We start from the raw sequence: 19,340 nt of genomic DNA on the forward strand, positions 1-19,340 counted from the left end.
TGCGGAGCGCCACAAGGAGTGGGATTGCGCGAGTTCACCAACCCTCCGTTGGCATCGGCGCCGCCGGTGGGCGGTCTGGCCGATGTCGTTTTCAAGTATGCCCAGGAAGATCCCCTCCGTGTCGCCCTCGGCCGCAAGGACGAGGAGGGCCGGTGGCGCGATGTGACCGCCGCGGAGTTCCGCGACGAGGTCCTCGCGCTCGCCAAGGGTCTGCTGGCGCAAGGCGTCCGGTTCGGGGACCGGGTCGCGATCATGTGCCGTACGCGTTACGAGTGGACTCTCTTCGACTTCGCGCTCTGGACGATCGGCGCCCAGGTGGTGCCCGTCTACCCCACCTCGTCGGCCGAGCAGGTCTTCTGGATGCTCTACGACGCGCAGGTGTCGGCCGCCATGGTGGAGCACGAGGACCACGCGATGACGATCGCCACCGTCATCGACCGGCTGCCGCAGTTGCACCGGCTGTGGCAGCTCGACGTGGGTGCCGTGCAGGAGCTGTACGACGCGGGGGCGCACATCGAGGACGAGGTGGTGCACCGGCACCGGCAGGCGGTCACTCCGGACTCGACGGCGACGGTCATCTACACCTCCGGCACCACCGGCCGCCCCAAGGGGTGTCTCCTCACGCACGGCAACTTCATGTTCGAGGCCGACACGGTCATCGAGCGCTGGGAGCCGGTCTTCCACTCCAAGAAAGGCGATGAGGCCGCCACCCTGCTGTTCCTGCCGCTGGCCCATGTCTTCGGGCGGATGGTGCAGGTCGCAGCCTTCCGCGGCCGGGTCAAGTTCGGCCACCAGCCGCAACTGAACGCGGCGGCGCTGCTGCTCGACCTGGCCGCGTTCAAGCCGACGTTCTTCGTCGCGGTGCCGTACATCTTCGAGAAGGTCTTCAGCGCTGCCCGCCGCAAGGCCGAGAAGGAGGGCCGGTCCGCACCCTTCGAGAAGGCGGTCGAGGTCGCCGTGAAGTACGCCGACGCGATCGAGGCCAAGGCGTGGGGCATCGGCCCCGGCCCCTCGGCGGGCCTGCGCATGCAGCACCAGTTCTTCGAAAAGGTCGTGTACGCCAAGATCCGCGCGGCGATGGGCGGCCGGGTGCGGCAGGCAATGTCCGGAGGCTCGGCGATGGACCGCCGGCTCGGACTGTTCTTCGCGGGCGCGGGCGTTCAGATCTACGAGGGGTACGGCCTGACGGAGTCGACAGCGGCCGCGACCGCGAACCCGCCCGGGCGCACCCGGTACGGCACGGTCGGCCAGGCTGTCCCCGGCACGACCGTGCACATCGCGGACGACGGCGAGATCTGGCTGTACGGCCCCCACCTCTTCCACGGCTACCTCAACAACCCCAAGGCCACCGACCAGGCCCTGCACGACGGCTGGCTCGCCACGGGCGACCTGGGTTCCCTGGACGAGGACGGCTTTCTCACCATCACCGGGCGCAAGAAGGAGATCCTGGTGACCTCCGGCGGCAAGAGCGTCTCGCCCGGGGTACTGGAGGAGCGCGTACGGGACCATCCGCTGGTCGCGCAATGCATCGTCGTCGGCAACGACCGCCCGTACGTCGCGGCGCTCGTGACGCTCGACTCCGATGCCGTCGAACACTGGCTGCAGATGCGCGGCAAGCCGAGCATGTCCCCGGCCGACCTGGTGCGCGACCCCGATCTGGAGACCGAGGTGCGGCGCGCGGTGGTGGCGGCGAACACGCTGGTCTCGCAGGCCGAGTCGATCCGCACCTTCCGGATCCTCGCGCATCAGTTCACCGAGGAACACGGACTGCTCACGCCGTCGCTGAAGCTGAAGCGCAAGGCGATCGAGAACGCGTACTCGAACGAGGTGGAGGCGCTGTACCGGGCCTGAGCACGATGCACGGAAACCCGGTGCGGGCTGTCGGCACGGTGGTGTGTGATCGGGGGTATGGCGATGGTGCTGGGCACGCCGGGAGTCGACGGGTTGAGCAAGGCTGCGGGAGTGGCAGTACGACGGGGCGCCGATGCAACTGCATCCGGGGGATCTGGGCTGGTTCTGGCGGTTCGGTGCAGAGGCGACGGCCGCGGCGGTGCGGACCTGGAGCCGGGACGGACAGATTCTCGCCGTCGGGTTGCTGGACGGTCCCGAACTGTTGCGGCTGACGATCGCGCCGGACGCTCACCGGGACGAGGCGATCACCGTCGCCGCGGCGGCCGCACTCCAGGAGCTGGGCTCGTCGAGCGCGATCGTCTGCACCCCGAGCTCCAATGTCGGCGCCGTCGCCACCTACAAGTCCGCCGGCTTCCGGCAACGCCCTGAGATCCGGGACCGACGCCGGGACGCCTAGGGCTGTGACCGCGTAGGTTCGCCGTGTTGGTGGTCGTGGCGGTCCGCTGTGCGGTGACGTCCGATCCGACCGCCTGAGGCGCGGTGGCAGCTCCTGTGCGGGTGCGCAGACTCATGACGAGGGGCAGACCGGCTGTGATGGAGCGTGCGCCGGCGCCGGCTGGACGCGGATGGATTCGCCGGCCCGAAAATTTGCGAGACGGCAGTACCCGGTCGATGGTCCGGACCGGGAAGGCCGGATCCGTTTCCGGCCAATCTGTGGGGGTCGCGTAGGTTCCCCGAGGACACGGCCGGCCAGGAATGCAAGGGGGGCCGTGATCGTCGACCATGGGAGTACCACCCCACGACTGAAGGATCGAGAGCTCGTGAGCAGCAAGGTCCCCCCGATCATCCTGAACAACGGCGTCGCGATGCCCCAGCTGGGCTTCGGCGTCTGGCAGGTGCCGGACGACGAGGCGCAGAGCAGCGTTGCCACCGCCCTGGAGGCCGGGTACCGCAGCATCGACACGGCGGCGATCTACGGCAACGAAGAGGGCGTCGGCAGGGCGGTGACCACCTCCGGCATCCCGCGCAAGGACCTCTTCGTCACCACCAAACTGTGGAACGCCGACCAGGGGTACGACTCCACGCTGCGTGCGATCGACGTATCGCTGGAGAAGCTCGGCCTGGAGTACGTGGACCTCTTTCTGATCCACTGGCCGCTGCCGTCCCGGGGCAAGTTCGTCGAGACGTACAAGGCCCTGGAGAAGATCAACGCGGACGGCCGCGCCACGGCGATCGGCGTCTCCAACTTCCTTCCGGAGCACCTCGAGACTCTGATCGCCCAGACGGCGCTGATTCCGGCAGTCAACCAGATCGAGCTGCACCCACACCTGCAGCAGCACGCGGCACGCGACTACCACGCGCAGCAGGGCATCGCGACGGAGGCCTGGTCCCCGCTCGGCCAGGGCCGGGGCCTCCTCGAGGTCCCGGCGATCATCGCCATCGCCCAGAAGCACAACCGCACCCCGGCCCAGATCGTGCTGCGCTGGCACATCCAGCTGGGCAACATCGTGATCCCGAAGTCCGTGACCCCGGCCCGGATCAGGGAGAACATCGAGGTCTTCGACTTCTCGCTGGACACCGAGGACATGGCGGCGATCAGCGCGCTCAACGAGGACCGCCGCCTCGGTCCGGACCCGGCCACGTTCGACATGGGCTGAGGAGTCCGTGAACCGGCTGAGGTCCTGACCCCGCTCCGCCTCGACCGACCCGCGAGCGGCCTCCCGCCACGGGGCCGGTCGAGGCCGGAGCGAACTCGCCGATCTTCCGTCCGCCGTGCGCCGCCTGTGAACCGGCCCTTCGCGGCCGGACCGGCCGGGCTTGCCCGGTACCGCGGTTCCCGCGCGGTACCGGGCAGCCGGCGCACGTCAGTTGGGCTGCCCGATCGGCCGCACGACCACGGTGTTGACGTCGACGCCCTCGGGCTGCCGGATCGCCCAGACGATCGAGTCGGCGATCTGGTCGGCGGTGAGGAGTCGGCCGGGCGGGAGGCTGCCGTAGCTGTCCCAGAACGGGGTCTCCACACGACCGGGCGCGATCAGGGTCACGCCCACCCCCCATTCGGTCACCTGGCGGCGGGTGTTCTCGGCGAGCCCGGTGACCGCCCACTTGGTCGCCCCGTAGAGGTTTCCGGGCCCCGGTACGAACCCGGCGACGCTGCCCACCAGCACGATCCGGCCCCGGGTCTCCTTGAGGGCGTCGATGGAGGCCCTGATGAGCAGCGCGGGACCGAGCACATTGGTCAGCACCATCTCGCTCCATGCGGCCGGATCGTCCTCGGCGACCGTGTCGTGGGTGGCGAACCCGGCGTTGGCGACCACCGTGTCGAGCCGCCCGAACTCCTTCAGCGTGGTCTCGACGGCGGCCTGTACCTCGCCGTGGTCTGCGGCACTCCCGGCGATCGTCAACAGGCCGTCAGGATTGCCGAGTTCGTCGGCGAAACCGCGCAACCGCTGTTCGCCGCGCCCGGTGACGGCGACCCGGTGCCCCGCGTCGAGAAGCCGCCGTGCCACGGCGGCGCCGATCCCGCTGCCGCCACCTGTGATGAGTGCGACCGGAGAGTCGGTCATGGTTTCCCCCTCTGTCTCGATGGACGCAGGGGAGTTCATCACTTCGAGCACTCTCCAAGTCAAGGGGCTGCCATGGCCTCAGGCGGTCCGTGCGGCCGTGTACACCGTGTGCGCCTTCAGCACGAACACATCACTCCTGTGGTGCACGCTCACCTCGTCCTCAGGATCGAGGAGCCGGTCGAGCGTGGCCCGGTCCTCGCGGTCGAGGTCCTCCTCGAGGGCTTCGCGGAGCCGGGTCAGGGAGGCGACGACGTAGGCGCGCGCCCGGTCCGTGACCGGTGCGGGCAGGTCCAGCAGGAAGCTTCGCGTGCCGGTGTGCTTCAGGCCCGCGGCGGTCAGCAGGGCCGGCCAGTCCTCGGTCTCGGCGACGGCGCCGGGCAGCGCCGTCCGCATCCGCGCGAACCACTCGGCCTCCACCGCATCGATGCGCGCCTGCAGCCCCGGACGGCCGATGCCGATGTCGCGAGGCAGGAACCGGGCGGGCAGTCCGCCCTCCAGCAGGGCCAGGGTGCCGCCGGGCGCCAGCCGCCCGGCGAACGCGGTGAGAGCGGCCCGCTGGTCACCGAGGTGGTGCAGACTGTTGCTGGCCCACAGCAGGTCGGCCGGGTAGGGCAAGTCGTCCAAGACCTCGGGGAGTTCACCCGCGACCGTGCTGAATCGGTCGGCGAGTCCGAGCCGTTCGGCCCGGGCTCGTGCCCGCTCCAGCAGCGGCTCGGAACCGTCCACCGCGACGATCCGCGCGCCGGGGAAAGCCTCGGCGAACAGGCAGGAGACGACACCCGGACCGCTGCCCGTGTCGACGATCAGGCCCGGTCCGGGCACCTCCTCCGCGAGCCAGGCCATGACCCTCTCGTACAGCGGTGTGAACAGCTCCGCCTGTGCCTCGAGCAAGGGAGCCATCACGGCCCAGTCGATGTCGGTGTGGTCGCCCTGGTGGTGGTGTGCCATGGTCATGAGCCTCTCGTCCGGAGGCTCCCAGACTGCGCCCACACGCCGGGGGACGGCCACTTCTGTTGCCGGTCCGGCAAACGCAGCCCCGGAAGCGGCACGCCGCGCGGTCTCCCCCTGACGAACGGGCCCCGCGACAAAGGAGATGCGCCCGACCCCGGCCGACTCCCACGATGGACCCCATGGACGACGAGTTGGTGGAGCACTTCCTCCGGGACGGATTCGGGAAGATCGAGGGTGCCTTTCCGCCGCGCGTCGCGGAGGGATGTGCGCGGCTGCTGTGGAAGGAGACCGGGTACGCCCCCGACGACCGCGGCACCTGGAAGGACCCGGTGTACTGGGTGGCCGGCATGGCGCAGGGCCCGTTCGCCGCCGCGGCCAACTCCTCCGCCCTGCACGAGGCTTTCGACCTGCTGGTGGGCGAGCGCCGCTGGGATCCGCGATACTCGCTGGGCAGCTTTCCGCTGCGCTTCCCGCACGAAGAGGAACCGGACGACGCGGGCTGGCACATCGAGGGCAGCTACCTGCCCGAGGGCGCCACGCTGTGGCACACGAACCTGTGGTCGAAGGGCCGCGCGCTGCTCATGCTCTTCCTGTTCACCGAGGTCGGCGAGGACGATGCCCCGACGCGCATCCGCGTGGGCTCGCATCTCGACGTGCCCCCGGTCCTGGAACCGTACGGCGAACGCGGCGCCTCCTTCCTGGAGCTCGGCCCGAAGGTCGAGGCGGCCTCCGCGCACCGTCCGCTCGCCTGGGCCACCGGTCGCCCGGGGGACGTTTACCTCTGCCATCCGTTCCTCGTCCACGCGGCCCAGCCCCACCATGGCGCACGCCCCCGCTTCATGGCGCAGCCGCCGCTGTATCCGGCGGTGCCGTGCGAGCTGGAGCGGCAGGACGGCGACTACTCGGCGGTGGAGTTCGCGATCCGCCAGGGTCTCGCCCACGGAGGGCGGCCCCCGGGGACCGTCACCTCGTGACGACCGAGGCGGACACGCGTTCCGCGCCGGCTGCTCATGGCACCCGGACACAGCAGGTGCGGCGCGCTGCCCTCGGCCCTACCCGGACCGGCAGCCGCGTCGGCAGCCGGGCGGTGGCCCACCACCTCCAGCCGCTGCGGGCGCCGCACCTGACGGCTTCGCCGACGGCACGGCCCGTGTGCCCGCAGGCCGGCATGCGCTGAGGCACCGACTCCCCCGACCGCAAATGTCGGCGGGTGCGCGCAGAACGCACACCCGCCGAGTGTCCCGGAGGCCGGGCCGGGCTCGGCCTCCGGGACACTCGCCGCCACGCCGTACGGCCGGCTCGCGACGGCCACACCGTGGCCGTCCGGCCAGAGTGGTGATGTACACACCGCCCGGCCGCAGGGCCCGGGCGCATTCGTCGATCACGGCCCGCACGTCCTCGGGACCTTCGAGGAGATGCAGCAGCCAGACGGTCGTGACCGCGTCGAACGACCCGTCGCGGACGGGCAGCCGACGGCTGTCGGCGCGGAACACGGCAGCGGGCAGCCGTGCGACGGCCAGCCGGGCCATCGCATGGGTCAGATCGGCGCCGGTCACCCTCAGCCCGGGCCGCCCGGCCGCGAGCCGCCGGGTCACGATGCCCGTGCCGCAGGCCACGTCGAGCAGTCGGCCGGCGCCCTCGGGTATCAGTCCGAGCACGGCGTCGGCGGCCGCCCGGGCCCGGGGCTCGCCGCCGCGCGTGGCGTCGTACGCGTCGGCCTCGGCCTCGTAGTCGAGCATGGGTGCCCTCCGCTCAGTGGGCGCCGTGCCCGGGGGCCAGCTCCTCGATCCGCTGGGCCAGCCGGAAGTCGAGTTCGGTGACCGCCCCGCCCACGCTGTGTGTGTTCACCGTCAGGGTGACGGTGTTGTAGCCGAGGGTGAGGTCGGAGTGGTGGTCGAGCTCCTCCTGCACCTGGGCGATGTGCACGACCATGGCGGTCGCCGCGAAGTGTGAGCCGAGCCGGTAGGAGCGGGCGATGCGGTCGCCGTCCTGCGACCAGCCCGGCAGCTCCGCCAGCCGGTCCTCGATCTCCTTCTGCGACAGCGGTTCGACGGGCATCACCGGGCTCCTTCCGTGGCACGCGGGTTCGCCTCACCCTGACACATCCCCTCTGTACGACGCCGTACGCGTGGCCGTGCCCTCAGCGTCGTACGCACTCCGCGGCGAAGTCGTCCGCAAAGACGGCGATCTCGGCGCGTCCCTCGACCCGCTCCAGCCACTCGTGCGGCAGCCGGTGGTCGCCGTGGTGGGCGCCGAGGAGGTTGCCGCAGACGGCGCCCGTGGAGTCGTTGGCCGTGGGATGGCCCTGGGCGGTGTGTGCCGAGCGGGCGGCCATGCCGAACGCGGTGTCGCCGGGCACCCGGCTCAGTCCGAAGGGCGCCGAGCACCTGAACGTGCCGGTGCGCGAGCCTTCAACACCCCGGTGGACATGACGGTGGCGGAGCCGGCCGTCGAGACGTTTCTCCCGGCCGACCCGGCAACGGCCAAGTACCTTCCTACGGCGATGAATTGATCTGACGTCAAATGTTTTCCCCTCGCCCCATGAGACGTACGTCCGAACGTGCCACACTGCTTGCGTCAAGTGGTCGCGTAGGGGAGGCGTGGCGTGAGCGAGCGGCGGGCTGCGCCCACCGTGGGGCAGGTGGTCCTCGGGCGGCGGTTGCAGGAGCTGAGAGAGGCCGCCGGGCTGAAACGCGAGGAGGCGGCACGGATACTGCGCGTCGCTCCGGCGACCGTGCGGCGCATGGAAGCCGCCGAGGTCGCGTTGAAGATCCCGTACCTTCAGGTGCTGCTGTCGACGTACGGGGTGCCCGACGCGGAGATCACCGCCTTCGTCCGGCTCGCCGAGGAGGCCAACCAGCCCGGCTGGTGGCAGCGTTACCACGACGTACTGCCCGACTGGTTCAGTCTGCACGTCAGCCTGGAGGGCGCCGCGCGCATCATCCGCTCGTACGAGCCGCACTTCGTGCCCGGACTGCTGCAGACCGAGGACTATGCGCGTGCCGTGCTGGAGGCCGGGACCGTGGGGCAGGTCCGCCCCCAGGACATCGAGCGCCATGTGGCGCTGCGCATGGCCCGGCAGAAGCTGCTCACCGGGGAGAACTCGCCGCACTTCTGGGTGATCATGGACGAGACCGTGCTGCGGCGCCCGGTGAGCGCCCGCTCCACGGTGATGCGCGAACAGCTCGAGAGGCTGACAGAAGCCACCGAGAATCCGCGGATCACCCTGCAGGTCGCCGAGTACGCCGCCGGTCCGCACCCGGGGGCGTGCACTCCGTTCGTGCTCTTCCGCTTCGGGGAGCCGGAGTTGCCGGACATGGTCTACAGCGAGTACCTCACCGGCGCCCTCTATCTCGACTCGCGCCCCGAGGTGGCCATGCACCTGGAGGTCCTGGACCACATGTCCGCGAAGGCGGCCTCCGTGCAGCGCACGAGAAGGATCTTCCAGGAGTACCGCGACACCTTCTGACCCGGCCCCTCCGGCCGACCCACGCTTACCGAGGAGCATGCGCATGACGCCAGGACACCAAGCAGCGCCCGGCCGGATCGACACCGGCCGGCCCCATCCGGCGCGCGTGTACGACTGGTGGCTGGGCGGCAAGGACAACTACCCGGTCGACGAGGAGCTGGGCCGGAAGATCCTTGCCGCGGACCCGACCGTGCGGCGCGGGGCGCGCGCCAACCGCCGTTTCATGCACCGGGCCACCCGGACGCTGGCGCACGCAGGGGTGCGCCAGTTCCTCGACATCGGCACCGGCATCCCCACCGAGCCCAATCTCCACCAGGTCGCGCAGGAGGTCGCGCTCGACGCCCGGGTGGTGTACGCCGACCACGACCCGATCGTGCTGCGGCACGCCCAGGCGCTGCTGCACGGCACGGCGGAGGGCACCACCGACTATGTCCACGCGGACGTCCGCGATCCCGACGCGATCCTCGACCGCGCCGCCGAGTCCCTGGACCTCGGGCAGCCGGTCGCACTGTCGCTGATCGCGCTCACGCACTATCTCGGCGACGAGGTCCACGACCTGCTGAAGCGATATGTCGAGGCACTCGCGCCCGGCAGCCACCTGGTCCTGTCCCAGGTCACGCCCGACCTGAACCCCGAGGCCGTCGAGCGGGCCGCCGGTCTGTTCCAGCACAGCGGCACACCCTTCTTCCCCCGCTCGCTCGCCGAGTTCGCACGCTTCTTCGACGGTCTGGAACTGCTGGGTCCGGGCGTGATCCCCGTCTCCGGGTGGCGGCCGGAGCCGGAGGACGTGCTGGCCCAGGCGGAGGGCATCGTGCCGGTCTACGCGGGGGTCGCGCGCAAGCCGTGACCCCGTCCACGGGCCGCCGGCCTCGGCGGCCCGTGTCCTCACCGCCGCCTCAGGCCGTCCCGCCCTTCGCGTCCCTGTCGTCGTCGACGATCTCGGCGTCCACCACCGACTCGTCGTCGGAAGGGGCCCGTTCGTCGCCGGAGTCGCCCGAGGCGGACGACTGGGCCTGGGCGTACATCGCCTGCCCCATCCTCTGGCTCACGGTGGCGAGCTTCTCGACCCCGGCGCGCAGCGCCGCCGTGTCGGCCTCGTCCTTCAGCAGACCCTTCAGCTCGGTGGCCGCGGCCATCACCTCGTCCTTGGTGTCCGCCGGAATGCGCTTCTCGTTCTCCCGCAGGAACTTCTCCGTCTGGTACACGAGTTGCTCGGCCTGGTTGCGTGTCTCCGCGGTCTCCCGGCGCTTGCGGTCCTCCTCGGCGTACTGCTCCGCGTCCCGCATCATCCGGTGGATCTCGTCCTTGGGGAGCGCCGAGCCACCGGTCACCGTCATCTTCTGTTCCCGGCCCGTCGCCAGGTCCTTGGCCGAGACGTGCATGATCCCGTTGGCGTCGATGTCGAAGGCCACCTCGATCTGCGGCACCCCGCGCGGTGCGGGCGGCAGCCCGGTCAGGTCGAAGACGCCGAGCTTCTTGTTGTAGGCGGCGATCTCGCGCTCGCCCTGGTAGACCTGGATGCCGACCGACGGCTGGTTGTCCTCGGCGGTGGTGAAGATCTCCGAACGCCGCGTGGGAATGGTCGTGTTGCGTTCGATGAGCTTGGTCATGATGCCGCCCTTGGTCTCGATGCCGAGAGACAGCGGGGTGACGTCGAGCAGCAGGACGTCCTTGACGTCGCCGCGGATGACACCGGCCTGCAGGGCCGCGCCGACGGCCACGACCTCATCGGGGTTGACGCCCTTGTGCGGCTCCTTGCCGGTGAGATCCTTGACCAGATCGGTGACGGCGGGCATGCGGGTGGAGCCGCCGACCAGGATGACGTGGTCGATCGCGGACAGCTTCACACCCGCGTCCTTGACCGCCTGGTGGAACGGGGTCCGGCAGCGGTCCAGCAGGTCGGCGGTGAGCTCCTGGAACTGAGCGCGTGTCAGCTTCTCCTCGAGGTGCAGCGGGCCCTCCGCGGAGGCGGTGATGTAGGGCAGGTTGACGGTCGTCTCGGTGGAGCTGGACAGCTCGATCTTGGCCTTCTCGGCGCCCTCGCGCAGCCGTTGCAGCGCCATCTTGTCGGCGCCGAGGTCGATGCCGTACTGCCCCTTGAACCGCTTGACGAGATGGTCGACGATCCGCTGGTCCCAGTCGTCGCCGCCGAGGTGGGTGTCCCCGTTCGTGGCCTTGACCTCGATGACGCCGTCGCCGATCTCCAGGAGGGAGACGTCGAACGTGCCGCCACCGAGGTCGAAGACGAGGACCGTCTGCTCCTCGGCGCGGTTGAGCCCGTACGCGAGGGCCGCGGCCGTCGGCTCGTTGATGATCCGCAGGACCTTCAGGCCCGCGATCTCCCCCGCCTCCTTGGTGGCCTGCCGCTGCGCGTCGTCGAAGTAGGCAGGCACGGTGATCACGGCGTCGGTGACGTCCTCGCCCAGATACGCCTCTGCGTCCCGCTTCAGCTTCTGCAGGACCCGGGCGGACAGTTCCTGTGCCCGGTAACGGGTGCCGTCCACGCCGCCCTTCCCCGGGAAGCGCCAGTTCACCTCGCCCATGTGCCGCTTCACCGAGCGCGCGGTGCGCTCGACGTTCGTCACGGCCTGCCGCTTGGCGACCTCGCCGACGAGCACCTCGCCGTTCTTGGCGAAGGCCACCACCGACGGAGTGGTGCGCGCGCCCTCGGCGTTGGCGACGACAGTGGGCTCACCACCCTCCAGAACGGCCACCACCGAGTTCGTCGTACCGAGGTCGATCCCCACCGCACGTGCCATCGCTGTCCCCTTCCGCCAGGGCGCTCCCGCACTCCATCACAAAACTTGAGTGGTCCCTTGTCAATGCCGTCGGCTCCACAGCGGATGCCTTCGGCCCCCCTGGCGCATACCCCGGAAACGGCGGTGCCGCGCCCCCCTCGCGGTGGGCGCGGCACCTCGAATGTGTGTGCGTCAGGCGAGCTTGGCGTCCAGAGTGATCGTCGTACCGGCCAGGGCCTGGCTGACCGGGCAGTTCTTCTTGGCCTCTTCGGCGGCGGCCACGAACGCGTTGTTGTCGATGCCGGGGACGGTGCCCTCGACGGTGAGGTGGATGCCCGTGATGCCCTCACCCGGCTGGAAGGTGACGTCGGCCTTCGTCTCGAGCTTGGTGGACGGGGTGCCGGCGCCGGCCAGACCGTGCGACAGCGCCATGGAGAAGCAGCTGGAGTGGGCGGCGGCGATCAGCTCCTCCGGGCTGGTCTTGCCGTTCGCCTTCTCGGCGCGCGACGGCCACGACACCGGCTGCTGGCCGATGCCGGAGGAGTCGAAGGTCACGACGCCGTTGCCCTCGAGCAGATTGCCTTCCCAGACGGTGTGTGCGGTGCGCGTGGTTGCCACGGTTCTTCCTTTCGCGTGTGGGCCCGTTGCCGGGTTCCGTAGGCACCATCCGATCACATCGGCACGCGGCGCAGGCACCTGACATGACGACGAGCCGATCCCCCGGGCGCGCTGCCGGCACTCCGGGTTCACCGCACCCGGAACACCGGCCCCTGCGGCGTGAACGGCAGCCGCGCGCCCTGTGGGATCGGATACGCGTGTTCCCGCCGCATCCGCCGTACGTCGCACCAGCCGTCCGTGATCACCAGTACCGGGGCACCGGGCGGCAAGTCCTGTGCCCGGTGCAGCAGATCGATCCCCGGCTGCAGGACCGTACCGCCGCGGCCGTGGACCCGTACCCGGCCCGCGATGTCGGTGACCGGCAGGCGATGCGGGCGAAGGTGACGGCTGCCTGCACGCAGCGGCTCTCCGCTTCGGGTCCGAACCGGCGCCGCTCTCGCGGACGTGGTTGCTCGCCGTGGAGGTTCGCAGATGACCGGCAGCGGCCGTCCTGTCATTTTCGTGCGCGTGCCGTCGCCGGATTCTTCCGGGCTCAGGCGGCTCGTTCGTCCTCGGGCGCGGACAGCGGCACCTGGGGGCCGTCGCCCTCACGCAGCCAGCAGTGGAAGAGGCGGTGGAGCTGCTCGGCTCCGACGAGCGCTGCCCCGCCCTCGACCGGGGCGGACAGCGCCACCGGCGACAGCAGGAAGGGGCGCGTCTGGGCACCGCCGAGTCCGCCGTGCGAGCCGATCTGCTCCTCGAACGCGAGGACTTCGCCCTCGTCCGGGTCGTACCAGGAGTTGACCATGATGTCGGCGGTGTGCGGGAAGGAGTGCGTGCGGCGTACGGCATCGGCGGCGCCGGGGCCGAAGCCGGCAAGCGGACCGGTCCCGTCGGCGAGCAGGTCGATCGGGACCTCGGCGCCGTGAGCTCCGAGCACCACCCCGCCGTGCTTCTCGCTCCGTACGAGGAGGAAGCCGATGCCGGGGTGATGGGCGAGCGTGGGCAGCAGCGCCGGGTGGCGGCGGTCGATCTCCTCCTTGGTCATCCGGTGCGGCACATCGGGGAAGGACACGAGTCCGAGATTGCCGGAGGCGAGCACGATGGGCTCGGTGCGGCGCCGTGCGGGCCGGTGCCCCTCGCCGCCCTCCTCCACCGGACGGTGCAGCGCGGCCCGGACGGCCGCACGCGCCTCGGCCCCGCTGTGGGTGCGCTCCACCCTGCGCGGCACGGGCAGTCCGCAGCCTGCCCGCACCAGATTGGCGAGGCTGAGCCCGTAGCGGGTCCGGAAGGTCTCGCCGGGGCTCTGGCCGTGGTCGGAGAGCACGACGATCCGGTACGGGCGCGGGGCGTGCTCGGCGACCTGCGCGAGCAGCGCGAGCGAGCGGTCCAGCCGCTGCAGGACCTGCTCGGCGTCCCGGCTGTGCGGGCCGGAGTGGTGAGCCACCTCGTCGAAGGCCACGAGGTCCGCGTAGACCGCGTTGCGTCCGGCGAGCATGTCGCCGATGACCGCGGCGACAACGACGTCCCGCTCGACGACGGTGGCGAAGGCGCGCACGAAGGGGTAGAGACCGCCTCGCTTGACGCGCGGTCGCTGCCGGGTGAGGCGGGCCCGGGCGGACTGGCCCGTCTCACGGCCGACCTCCGCGAGGAACGACAGAGCGGTGCGGACGGCGTTCGCCGGGTCGCTGAAGTAGGCGAAGTACCCGGCACGGGACCGGTTCTCCCGCCCCCTCCTGACGGCGATGGACAGTACGAGGGCGACCTCGTCGGCGCCACCGCTGAAGAGGTTGCCACGGCTCGCGCCGTCGACGGTGAGGAGGCCGCCGTCACCGGTCCGTTCGATGGCCCTGCGCTGGAGTTCTGCGGCGCTCGACGGCCGGTTGCAGACCATGACCTCGCGGTGTTCCTTCTCGTACCACCGAAAGGCCGGAACGTCGTGGTTGCTGCCGTGGAGAATGCCGAGCTGGCTGGCGCCGGTCTGGCTGGACCAGTCGGTGCGCCACGCCGTGAGCCGGTGGGTCGGTCCGCGGCCGTCGCGGGTATCGAGCCATGAGGCGACGGTCGGCATGAGCCCTTTGTCGACGGCCGCCCGGAGCACGTCGTGCCCGACGCCGTCGAGCTGGACGAACAGGACCGCAGGAGCGGCGGGCGCGGCCCGGCCGTCGCCTCGTCCGCGCCGACGGGCGGCCAGCCGGTACAGCCGCCTGCGGTACGCGTCGTCGTCCCGTACGGCAAGGGCTCCGCCGATGGCCGAGGCGACCGCCGACATCATGGCGGCGACCACGACCGCCGTCTCGGGGGCGGCCTCGCCCTGGCCGGAGGGGTTGACGCGAAGGGCGAGCAGCAGCAGGGACCCGTTGAGGAAGAAGACCAGCAGTCCGAGCACAAGGGCCGGCACGAGCAGCAGCAGCCGCACGAGCAGGGGCCACACGAGGGACGAGAGAAGACCGAAGACGCCGGCGCCGGCCGCTGCCGTGACGGCGATGCGGGTGACGCTGTCACCGGCCGCGGACTGCAGCCGGAAGTCGGGCAGGATCCCGGCGAGAACGAGCAGGGTGGCGGTGGATGCGGCCCATACGGCGACGCTCCGTCCCGCACCGCTGATCAGACTCCGCCAGCGCTCCCGACCCACGCCCCGCTCACCTCACATCCCGGCCGATGCGATCCCCTGGGGACCCGCCCCACCTTGTCACATCGCCCGGGACCACCCGAAAGGCACCGCGCGCGAGCGACCCGGCCCGGGGTCAGCGACCGTCGTACCCCGCAGTCGGCATCGACAGACGACGGTGAATGCGGGCCTTCATCTGGGCGTCGTAGGACGGTTCCGCGCACCCCACCGTCTCGATGCGCACGCCCCGTCGCGCACACTCCGCGGCGAATTCGTCCACGGAGGACAGGGCCCGCTCCAGGACCCGCCTGCTCGGGGCCACGAACAGATCGACGAGGCCCGCCTCCACATCCGCCCACAGCGCGCAGTGATCGGGACGCAGACTCCGGACGAGCAGCTCCCGCGTGACCACGTACCCCCGCTCCGCCGCCCAGCGCGCGCACATCGCATGCTGGCTACGGGAGTCGACGAGAAAGGGGTCCGCGTCCAGCTCCTCCAGCGGCGTCAGACTGGCGATCGCCGCCACTCGGACCGGGCCGGGCCGGGCCGAGCCGTCGCGCGGGCCGGAGGTGTCGTGCGCCTCTCCCATGGGGTCCCCCTCACCTCAGGGTTTCGCCGCCGACCCTACTCCTGCCCGTAGGCTCGAGGGGAGTCGCACGAAGGAGGCAATGGAGTGCCGGTGGAGATCACGTGGTGGGGTCACGCCACCTGCACGATCGAGGACTCCGGGACACGGGTTCTGACCGATCCCCTGTTCGCGCGCCGTCTCGCGCATCTGCGACGGCGCCGCGGGACCCCGCCGCCGCCCGCGGCCGCCGTCGCGGACATCGCGCTGGTCTCGCATCTGCACGCCGACCATCTGCACGTGCCGTCGCTCGCCCGCCTGGCCCCCGGCACCCGCCTGTTGGTGCCGCGCGGTGCCCTGGCCCAGGTGCCGGGGCTGCGCCGGCTGGGTCGTCTGCGGCTCACCGAGGTCGTGCCCGGCGACCGGGTGCGCGTCGACGACCTGGTCGTACGGGTGGTGCCGGCCCGTCACGACGGACGCCGGCTGCCGGTCGGGCCGCGCCGGTCCCCCGCTCTCGGGTTCGTGCTCGAGGGCGCCGCACGGACGTACTTCGCCGGGGACACCGGCCTGTTCGAGTCGATGGCCGAGGAGATCGGGCCGGTCGATGTGGCCCTTCTGCCGGTCGGCGGCTGGGGCCCGTACCTCGGGCCGGGGCATCTGGACGCGGGGCGCGCGGCCGAGGCCCTGTCCCGGCTGAAGCCGCGCAGCGCGGTGCCGGTGCACTACGGCACGTACTGGCCGATCGGGATGGATGCCGTGCGCCCCCACGAGTTCCACGCTCCGGGCGAGGAGTTCGTACGGCTGGCCGCGCACCGTGCCCCGGAGGTGTCGGTGCACCTCCTGGCCCATGGGGAGAGCGTCCGGCCGGAGGTCGCCCGGTGATGTTCCTCGGTACCGCCGCTACCGGCGTGCCCCCGGAGTCGACGCAGCAGGCGCTCGGCTATCCGTCGCTGTTCCTGCTGGTGCTGATAGGTGCGCTGGTGCCGGTGGTACCGACGGGCGCGCTGGTGAGTTCGGCCGCGGTGGTGGCCTTCCACCAGACCGCACCCTTCTCGCTCGTCCTGGTGTTCGTCGTCGGGGCGTTCGCGGCCTTCCTCGGGGACGTCGCTCTGTACTGGCTCGGACGCCGCGGCATGCGGTCGAAGAACGGTTCCCGCTGGCTGGAGACGATCCGCGACCGGGCCCCCGAGGAGCGGCTGGCCCAGGCGCAGGCGAAGCTGAACGACCACGGCATCGCGGTGCTCACCCTCTCCCGGCTCGTCCCCGCGGGCCGCATCCCGGTCATGCTGGCGTGCCTGCTGGCCCGGATGCCGCTGCGGGACTTCGCCCGCGGCGACGCACCGGCCTGCCTCGCCTGGGCCGCGACCTACCAGCTGATCGGGATCCTCGGCGGCTCCCTGTTCTCGGAGCCCTGGGAAGGCGTCGTGGCGGCGGTCGTGCTGACGCTGGCCGTCAGCACCGCGCCCGGCGTGTGGCGCCGGATACGCCGGACCACGGCCTCGTGAGCACCGGTCCTGCTCAGTTCAGCACCCGCGACGCCCCCACCGGCACGTCCCACAGGTCCTCCCGGGCCAGGCCCGCCTTCTCCCAGGCCGCCCGCACCCGCGTCAGGGGCTCCATCACCGGCTCCGCCGACAGCACGAACGTGCCCCAGTGCATCGGGGCCATCCGCCGCGCGCCGAGGTCCCGGGTGGCGCGCACCGCCTCCTCCGGGTCGCAATGGACGTCGCTGAGCCACCACCTCGGGTCGTACGCGCCGATCGGCATGAGCGCCAGGTCGATCCCCGGATAGCGGCGGCCGATCCGCTCGAACCAGTGGCCGTATCCCGTGTCGCCCGCGAAGTACACGCGCTGTCCGTCGGGCGCGGTCAGTATCCAGCCGCCCCACAGCGAACGGCAGGTGTCGGTCAGGGTGCGCTTGGACCAGTGGTGGGCGGGGACTAAGTCGAAGCGGACACCGCCGAGTTCGGCGCCCTCCCACCAGTCCAGTTCGGTGACGCACGTGAACCGGCGGCGCCGGAACCAGACGGCGAGGCCCGCCGGTGCGAACACCGGTGTGTCGAGCGGAAGTCGACGCAGGGTCGGGACGTCCAGATGGTCGTAGTGGTTGTGACTGATGACGACCGCGTCCACGCGCGGCAGGGCGCTCCAGGCGATACCGACGGGGGTGATCCGGGCCGGCGTGCCGAGGATACGACGGGACCAGACCGGGTCGGTCAGAACGGTCAGCCCGCCGATCCGCACCACCCAACTGGCGTGCCCGGCCCAGGAGACGGCAACCGTGCCGGCGTCGACACGGGGCAGCGGGGCCGGCTCGTACGGCAGCAGGGGAATGTCCCGAAGACCTTCCGGTCCCGGTCGCACCGCGCCCTCACGGGCGAAGCGGGCGAAAGCCTTGAGGCCGGGCAGGGGCGCGGTCAGCCGGTCCACGAACGAACGCGGCCAGATACGGAGCTCGCCGAGCGCTCTCGGTTCGGTGATCGGCGGAAGCGGGGTCCGCTGCCCGGCGTCCGGGCTCAGCAGGAAGGTGGGCGCGGGCTCACCGGCGTCCCGGTGGTGCGAAACGGTGCTCGTGGTCGGCTCGGACTGCTGCGTCATCGGGGAGGCTCCCATCGCTGAGCGTCGTCGCGTAGATCGTCGAAGACCGATCCCAGGAGGTTCAACGCGCGTTGCACGTGTGGCAGTTCCAGCGGCCTGAGTGAGACGAGGCTCTGGTGGCGTTCCTCGGCGGTGGTGCCGAGGAACGGCCCGGTGGACAGGCGGACGCGCAGCGCGGCCAGGTCGTCCCCGAAGCGGTGGCCGCCGGGCGCGGGCATGCCAAGACGGGCCGTGAGGAAGTCCTCCAGCTCCTGCGAGTCGCCGACGTCCCGGGCATCGAGCGCGGAGCGCAGTGGGCCGAGATCGGCGTAGAGGTGACGGCCTGCCTGTGGGGGCCGGGCGAGGGCGCCCGCGGTGACGACGGCCCGGTGCGCGGCCTCGGCCACCTGCGCGTGCAGCGCGATGCCGGTGGCCAGGCGCTGGGTGACGTCGGCGGGTTCGTCGAGGGCGTAGGCGGCCGCGGCGGCGACCGGATCGGCGACGCGGGCACCGAGGGCGGTGAGCACGTCGAGGACGCGGGCGTGCAGCGCGGCGCCGTCGGCGGTGGCCGGAAAGCGGGCGACGGCCGCGGGCCAGCCGGCCGGGAGGAACGGGCCGGCGAGGTCGGTGACGACGATGATCCGGTCCGGGAGCATCTCGGCGGGGCTGAGCAGCACGGTCTCGTGCGGCCTGTGCACACAGTCGCGCCAGGTCTCGTCGCTCACCAGATGAAGCCCTTCCCCGGCGGCGGCCTCGACGGTCTCGTGCACCACCTCGGGCGGGGCCACGGTGGCGGTCGGGTCGTCGGCGACCGCCAGCACGAGCAGACGCGGGTCGCCTCCCTCGGCACGGATCCTGCGGACGGTCTCCAGGAGGGCGTACGGGTCAGGGACCCCACCGCACTCCGCGGGCGTCGCCACGTGGAACACGGACCGTCCGAGTGCCCGTATCTGGGGCGCCCACCACGCGGGACACGGCCGCGGAACCAGCACGTCGCCGCCGAGCGCGGCGGTCACCGCGACGAACAGGGCAGGCGCGCCGGGAGCCGCTGCCACGGTGTCGGGTTCGGCGGCCAGTCCCCGCCGGGCGAAATAGCCGCAGGCGGCGTCGAGGAGGGCGAAGGTACGGCCGGAGGGGCCGGTGCCGTCGTGGTCGGCGGCCTCGGCGAGCGTGGCGGACAGGCCCGGCAAAAGGGGCAGCCCCTGACCAGGAAGGGGCGGACCGTAACGGACGGGACCGCGCCCTTCCGGATCCGTGCGCCGCATGCGTGCCTCCACGCAGTCCGTGGTGCGGTGGCCGGTCACCCGAGGCTCCGGCTCGATCGGGGCCATCGACCGTGGCCGTGGTCCGTTCTCATACTCCTGTTCTGCTTCGGTGTCGATGATGCCTTCGGGCTCTGAGTACCCAGGGATCC

Annotated in this window: 17 protein-coding genes and 4 pseudogenes; 9 read left to right on the top strand and 12 right to left on the bottom strand. The window is 71.5% G+C overall.

Annotation, left to right across the window (positions count from 1 at the left end; genetic code table 11):
* The first annotated feature begins 24 nt into the window (after nucleotides 1-24).
* From VXC91_RS08160 to VXC91_RS08170, 3 genes and pseudogenes are all read left to right on the top strand, one after another.
* Entirely contained in the window at nucleotides 25-1,851 is a 1,827-nt protein-coding gene (locus tag VXC91_RS08160; protein ID WP_329506236.1) for an AMP-dependent synthetase/ligase, read from the top strand.
* 57 nt (nucleotides 1,852-1,908) lie between these two features.
* Nucleotides 1,909-2,308: pseudogene (locus VXC91_RS08165) on the top strand (hypothetical protein).
* A gap of 364 nt (nucleotides 2,309-2,672) precedes the next feature.
* The gene (locus VXC91_RS08170) at nucleotides 2,673-3,509 is read left to right on the top strand and encodes an aldo/keto reductase (protein WP_329506237.1); all 837 of its coding nucleotides are present in this window, start codon (nucleotides 2,673-2,675) and stop codon (nucleotides 3,507-3,509) included.
* A 207-nt stretch (nucleotides 3,510-3,716) separates the two neighbouring features.
* On the opposite strand, the gene VXC91_RS08175 is transcribed toward VXC91_RS08170, so the two are convergent.
* Both VXC91_RS08175 and VXC91_RS08180 read right to left on the bottom strand, forming a co-directional pair.
* Complete coding sequence (locus VXC91_RS08175) at nucleotides 3,717-4,418, bottom strand: SDR family oxidoreductase (RefSeq protein WP_329506238.1); 702 nt, start codon at nucleotides 4,416-4,418, stop codon at nucleotides 3,717-3,719.
* Nucleotides 4,419-4,496: 78 nt separating this feature from the next.
* Nucleotides 4,497-5,366 (bottom strand): class I SAM-dependent methyltransferase, encoded by an 870-nt coding sequence (locus VXC91_RS08180; RefSeq protein WP_329506307.1) that lies wholly within the window; start codon nucleotides 5,364-5,366, stop codon nucleotides 4,497-4,499.
* 182 nt (nucleotides 5,367-5,548) lie between these two features.
* Between VXC91_RS08180 and VXC91_RS08185 the strand changes: the two genes are divergently transcribed.
* Nucleotides 5,549-6,343 (top strand): phytanoyl-CoA dioxygenase family protein, encoded by a 795-nt coding sequence (locus tag VXC91_RS08185; protein WP_329506239.1) that lies wholly within the window; start codon nucleotides 5,549-5,551, stop codon nucleotides 6,341-6,343.
* A 78-nt stretch (nucleotides 6,344-6,421) separates the two neighbouring features.
* Here VXC91_RS08185 and VXC91_RS08190 read toward each other — a convergent pair whose 3' ends face one another.
* The 3 genes and pseudogenes from VXC91_RS08190 to VXC91_RS08200 form a co-directional block, all read right to left on the bottom strand.
* Nucleotides 6,422-7,108, bottom strand: coding sequence for a class I SAM-dependent methyltransferase (locus tag VXC91_RS08190; RefSeq protein WP_329506240.1), 687 nt, complete (start codon nucleotides 7,106-7,108; stop codon nucleotides 6,422-6,424).
* 13 nt (nucleotides 7,109-7,121) lie between these two features.
* Nucleotides 7,122-7,427, bottom strand: a complete 306-nt coding sequence (locus tag VXC91_RS08195; RefSeq protein ID WP_329506241.1) for a 4a-hydroxytetrahydrobiopterin dehydratase — start codon at nucleotides 7,425-7,427, stop codon at nucleotides 7,122-7,124.
* Between the two features lie 82 nt (nucleotides 7,428-7,509).
* A pseudogene (locus VXC91_RS08200) lies at nucleotides 7,510-7,671 on the bottom strand (ADP-ribosylglycohydrolase family protein); the annotation flags it as partial.
* A 105-nt stretch (nucleotides 7,672-7,776) separates the two neighbouring features.
* Between VXC91_RS08200 and VXC91_RS47435 the strand changes: the two are divergent.
* The 3 genes and pseudogenes from VXC91_RS47435 to VXC91_RS08215 all read left to right on the top strand — a co-directional run.
* A pseudogene (locus VXC91_RS47435) lies at nucleotides 7,777-7,881 on the top strand (transcriptional regulator); the annotation flags it as partial.
* A 93-nt stretch (nucleotides 7,882-7,974) separates the two neighbouring features.
* Nucleotides 7,975-8,838, top strand: coding sequence for a helix-turn-helix domain-containing protein (locus VXC91_RS08210; protein ID WP_329506242.1), 864 nt, complete (start codon nucleotides 7,975-7,977; stop codon nucleotides 8,836-8,838).
* 43 nt (nucleotides 8,839-8,881) lie between these two features.
* A complete protein-coding gene (locus VXC91_RS08215) occupies nucleotides 8,882-9,685 on the top strand; it encodes an SAM-dependent methyltransferase (protein WP_329506243.1) in 804 nt (267 codons plus the stop codon).
* Nucleotides 9,686-9,734: 49 nt separating this feature from the next.
* Here VXC91_RS08215 and dnaK read toward each other — a convergent pair whose 3' ends face one another.
* The 5 genes and pseudogenes from dnaK to VXC91_RS08240 all read right to left on the bottom strand — a co-directional run bounded on the left by dnaK (nucleotide 9,735) and on the right by VXC91_RS08240 (nucleotide 15,373).
* Nucleotides 9,735-11,597, bottom strand: a complete 1,863-nt coding sequence (gene dnaK / locus VXC91_RS08220) for a molecular chaperone DnaK (RefSeq protein ID WP_329506244.1) — start codon at nucleotides 11,595-11,597, stop codon at nucleotides 9,735-9,737.
* Between the two features lie 171 nt (nucleotides 11,598-11,768).
* A complete protein-coding gene (locus VXC91_RS08225; RefSeq protein WP_329506245.1) occupies nucleotides 11,769-12,194 on the bottom strand; it encodes an OsmC family protein in 426 nt (141 codons plus the stop codon).
* Between the two features lie 128 nt (nucleotides 12,195-12,322).
* Nucleotides 12,323-12,559: pseudogene (locus VXC91_RS08230) on the bottom strand (DUF2201 family putative metallopeptidase); the annotation flags it as partial.
* 167 nt (nucleotides 12,560-12,726) lie between these two features.
* Nucleotides 12,727-14,808 carry an alkaline phosphatase family protein gene (locus VXC91_RS08235; RefSeq protein ID WP_329506246.1) on the bottom strand — a complete coding sequence of 694 codons (2,082 nt, stop codon included), beginning with the start codon at nucleotides 14,806-14,808 and terminating at the stop codon, nucleotides 12,727-12,729.
* A gap of 112 nt (nucleotides 14,809-14,920) precedes the next feature.
* Entirely contained in the window at nucleotides 14,921-15,373 is a 453-nt protein-coding gene (locus VXC91_RS08240) for a hypothetical protein (protein WP_329506247.1), read from the bottom strand.
* Nucleotides 15,374-15,457: 84 nt separating this feature from the next.
* Here VXC91_RS08240 and VXC91_RS08245 point away from each other — a divergent pair, with 84 nt between their 5' ends.
* Nucleotides 15,458-16,231: an MBL fold metallo-hydrolase gene (locus VXC91_RS08245; protein WP_329506248.1), complete on the top strand. Its 774-nt coding sequence runs from the start codon at nucleotides 15,458-15,460 to the stop codon at nucleotides 16,229-16,231.
* Nucleotides 16,231-16,854 carry a DedA family protein gene (locus tag VXC91_RS08250; RefSeq protein WP_329506249.1) on the top strand — a complete coding sequence of 208 codons (624 nt, stop codon included), beginning with the start codon at nucleotides 16,231-16,233 and terminating at the stop codon, nucleotides 16,852-16,854. The genes VXC91_RS08245 and VXC91_RS08250 overlap by 1 nt, the downstream gene beginning before the upstream one ends.
* Nucleotides 16,855-16,867: 13 nt before the next feature.
* On the opposite strand, the gene VXC91_RS08255 is transcribed toward VXC91_RS08250, so the two are convergent.
* Nucleotides 16,868-17,947, bottom strand: coding sequence for an MBL fold metallo-hydrolase (locus tag VXC91_RS08255; RefSeq protein WP_329506250.1), 1,080 nt, complete (start codon nucleotides 17,945-17,947; stop codon nucleotides 16,868-16,870).
* On the bottom strand, nucleotides 17,944-19,191 hold the full coding sequence (locus VXC91_RS08260; protein WP_329506308.1) for an aminotransferase class I/II-fold pyridoxal phosphate-dependent enzyme: 1,248 nt from the start codon (nucleotides 19,189-19,191) through the stop codon (nucleotides 17,944-17,946). The genes VXC91_RS08255 and VXC91_RS08260 overlap by 4 nt, the downstream gene beginning before the upstream one ends.
* Nucleotides 19,192-19,340 lie beyond the last annotated feature (149 nt).

Origin of the sequence: Streptomyces chiangmaiensis (assembly GCF_036281785.1) — a bacterium.
GTDB classification, from domain to species: domain Bacteria; phylum Actinomycetota; class Actinomycetes; order Streptomycetales; family Streptomycetaceae; genus Streptomyces; species Streptomyces chiangmaiensis.

Bases quoted from the DNA above. Each gene is read 5' to 3' on its own strand.
- VXC91_RS08175 (WP_329506238.1), bottom strand. From the start codon at position 4,418: ATGACCGACTCTCCGGTCGCACTCATCACAGGTGGCGGCAGCGGGATC.
- VXC91_RS08180 (WP_329506307.1), bottom strand. From the start codon at position 5,366: ATGGCACACCACCACCAGGGCGACCACACCGACATCGACTGGGCCGTG.
- VXC91_RS08185 (WP_329506239.1), top strand. From the start codon at position 5,549: ATGGACGACGAGTTGGTGGAGCACTTCCTCCGGGACGGATTCGGGAAG.
- VXC91_RS08190 (WP_329506240.1), bottom strand. From the start codon at position 7,108: ATGCTCGACTACGAGGCCGAGGCCGACGCGTACGACGCCACGCGCGGC.
- VXC91_RS08195 (WP_329506241.1), bottom strand. From the start codon at position 7,427: ATGCCCGTCGAACCGCTGTCGCAGAAGGAGATCGAGGACCGGCTGGCG.
- VXC91_RS08215 (WP_329506243.1), top strand. From the start codon at position 8,882: ATGACGCCAGGACACCAAGCAGCGCCCGGCCGGATCGACACCGGCCGG.
- dnaK (WP_329506244.1), bottom strand. From the start codon at position 11,597: ATGGCACGTGCGGTGGGGATCGACCTCGGTACGACGAACTCGGTGGTG.
- VXC91_RS08240 (WP_329506247.1), bottom strand. From the start codon at position 15,373: ATGGGAGAGGCGCACGACACCTCCGGCCCGCGCGACGGCTCGGCCCGG.
- VXC91_RS08250 (WP_329506249.1), top strand. From the start codon at position 16,231: ATGTTCCTCGGTACCGCCGCTACCGGCGTGCCCCCGGAGTCGACGCAG.
- VXC91_RS08255 (WP_329506250.1), bottom strand. From the start codon at position 17,947: ATGACGCAGCAGTCCGAGCCGACCACGAGCACCGTTTCGCACCACCGG.
- VXC91_RS08260 (WP_329506308.1), bottom strand. From the start codon at position 19,191: ATGCGGCGCACGGATCCGGAAGGGCGCGGTCCCGTCCGTTACGGTCCG.